The sequence below is a fragment of the Acetobacter sp. genome (genome assembly GCF_047721705.1).
Classification (GTDB): domain Bacteria; phylum Pseudomonadota; class Alphaproteobacteria; order Acetobacterales; family Acetobacteraceae; genus Acetobacter.
Map to the genome: position 1 here is coordinate 1 of NZ_JBDNXK010000175.1, position 2,350 is coordinate 2,350.

Sequence of the window (2,350 nt, forward strand, 5' to 3'; positions counted from 1 at the left end):
CGCGGTGGAGGCGTGGCTGGGATCTCTGCCGGGGCATGTCTACGCCAATGTGCGGCAGCCACCGGTTTCGACGTTGAACCTCGCGCACATGATTCCGCTCTCCGCCGTGTGGGCGGGGCCGGAGCAGGATGGGCATTTCAGGGCCGCGCCGCTGTTCTATGGCAAAACGGCGGGTGCGACACCATTCCGGTTTTCCCTGCATGTCGGGGATGTCGGTCACACGCTGATCGCGGGACCGACGGGAGCGGGCAAGTCCGTCCTGCTGGCGCTGATGGCACTCCAGTTTCGTCGATATGCGGGATCGCAGATCTTCGCCTTTGATTTTGGTGGTTCCATGCGGGTGGCGACGCTGGCAATGGGAGGCGACTGGCATGACCTTGGCGGTGGGCTGACAGACGCTGATCTGTCGGGAGAACAGGAAGGTAGTGTCTCGCTCCAGCCTCTGGCGCGGATTGATGATCCCGATGAGCGCAAATGGGCCAGCGAATGGCTCGGCCAGATCCTTGTTGGAGAGGGGGTAACGCTGACCCCGGATGTGAAGTCTCACCTTTGGTCGGCCCTGAATTCCCTTGCATCGTCACCCATTGGTGAACGGACGTTGTCCGGTCTGGTAGCACTCCTCCAGTCCAACGCCCTGAAGCAGGCGTTGGCCCCATACTGCCTCGGTGGCCCTTACGGCCGCCTGCTCGACGCTGATAGCGAGCGCGTAGGTGGCGCCGACGTCGTGGTGTTCGAAACCGAAGGTCTGATCGGCTCCGGGGCTGCCTCTTCCGTGCTGTCCTACCTCTTCCACCGCATCGAAGGCCGTCTGGATGGCCGTCCGACCCTGCTGGTGATCGATGAGGGGTGGCTGGTGCTGGATGACGGTGATTTTGCCGGCCAGCTCCGGGAATGGCTGAAAACGCTGCGCAAGAAGAACGCCAGCGTCATCTTCGCGACCCAGTCCCTGTCGGATATTGCCAATTCGCCGATCGCCCCGGCGGTGGTGGAAAGCTGCCCCACGCGCATCTTCCTGCCCAACGAGCGGGCGATCGAGCCACAGATCATGGCGCTCTATCGGGATTTCGGGCTGAACGACCGGCAGATCGCGATTATCGCCCGCGCGGCGTCCAAGCGGGAATATTACTGCCAGACGCAACGCGGCAACCGCCTGTTCGAACTGGGCCTCGGCCCGGTGGCGCTGGCGTTGTGTGCCGCGTCCGGCAAGGACGATCATCGACTGATCGACAGCGTGCTGGCGGAACATGGTCGGGATGGTTTTCTCCCCGTGTGGTTCGAAGCGCGTGGTGTCATGTGGGCGGCCGATCTTCTGCGTGACGATCGCGGATCGGAGGGCGTGCCATGACGGAAAAATCTTTCCGGCCTTGGGCTGAATTTTTCGGTCGTGCGAGCGAAAAGCATTTCCGCCGGGGTGTCCTTCTTACCTCTGCAATGCTGGCAGTTGGCGGGACGTTCTTTCCCTTGCGTCCGGCCCATGCGCAATGGGCGGTGTATGACGGCGCGAACCACGTCGAGAATGTGCTGATCGCGGCCCGGACGCTCCAGCAAATCGACAACCAGATCACGTCGCTCGCCAATCAGGCGCAGATGCTGGTCAATCAGGGCCGCAATCTGGCGAGCTTGCCGCTCTCGACATTGTCGACACTGCAATCGACGATTTCACAGACCACGGCACTGCTCGCGCAGGCGCAGAACATCGCCTACAGCGTCCAGTCGGTCGAGCAGCAGTATCAGCAGGCGTATACGTCGGTGTCCTCGGGCATGTCCGACGGTGCCCTGTTCAGCCAGGCGCAGACCCGATGGCAGAATTCCGTGGGCGGGTTCGAGGACGCCCTGAAGCTTCAGGCGCGGGTGGTCGGAAATATCCCGACCGATAGCTCTGCCATGACCCAGCTTGTCTCTGCCAGCCAGACTTCCACCGGAGCGTTGCAGGCGGCACAGGCGGGCAATCAGCTTATGGCCCTGCAATCGCACCAGTTGTCCGACATCCAGGCCGAACTGGCCGCGAACGGCCGCGCCACGGCTATGCAACAGGCACGTGATGCTGCAACGGAAGCGGAAAGTGACGCGCAGTATCAGCATTTCTCGCAGCATGACGCCTATGTGCCGAGCACGGTGTCCATGTTCGGCGGCAGCGGGAACTGAAGGCCATGGCGACGAACGATGTCGGCGTTATCGACAATTTTCTGAATACCTTCACCACGACGATCGACAGCGGCTTCGGCCTGCTGAAAGGAAACGTCGTTTCACTGGCAGGGTCGTTGTCCGTGCTCGATATCGCGCTGGCCGGACTCTTCTGGGCCTGGGCGGCGGATGAGGACATCATCCAGCGTCTGGTGAAGAAGACGCT

1 protein-coding gene and 2 pseudogenes are annotated in these 2,350 nt (G+C 62.1%); all 3 read left to right on the plus strand.

All coding sequences use genetic code 11. The features are described from left to right. A pseudogene (locus ABF824_RS16235) lies at positions 1–1,345 on the plus strand (conjugal transfer protein TrbE); the annotation flags it as partial. Beyond that, positions 1,342–2,145 (plus strand): P-type conjugative transfer protein TrbJ, encoded by an 804-nt coding sequence (trbJ, locus tag ABF824_RS16240; protein ID WP_415489988.1) that lies wholly within the window; start codon positions 1,342–1,344, stop codon positions 2,143–2,145. The pseudogene ABF824_RS16235 and the gene trbJ, both read left to right, overlap by 4 nt. 5 nt (positions 2,146–2,150) lie before the next feature. After that, positions 2,151–2,350, plus strand: a pseudogene (locus ABF824_RS16245) (P-type conjugative transfer protein TrbL); the annotation flags it as partial.

What these genes read in the sequence shown, in the direction of transcription:
- trbJ (WP_415489988.1), top strand. Translation starts at nt 1,342, where the DNA reads ATGACGGAAAAATCTTTCCGGCCTTGGGCTGAATTTTTCGGTCGTGCG.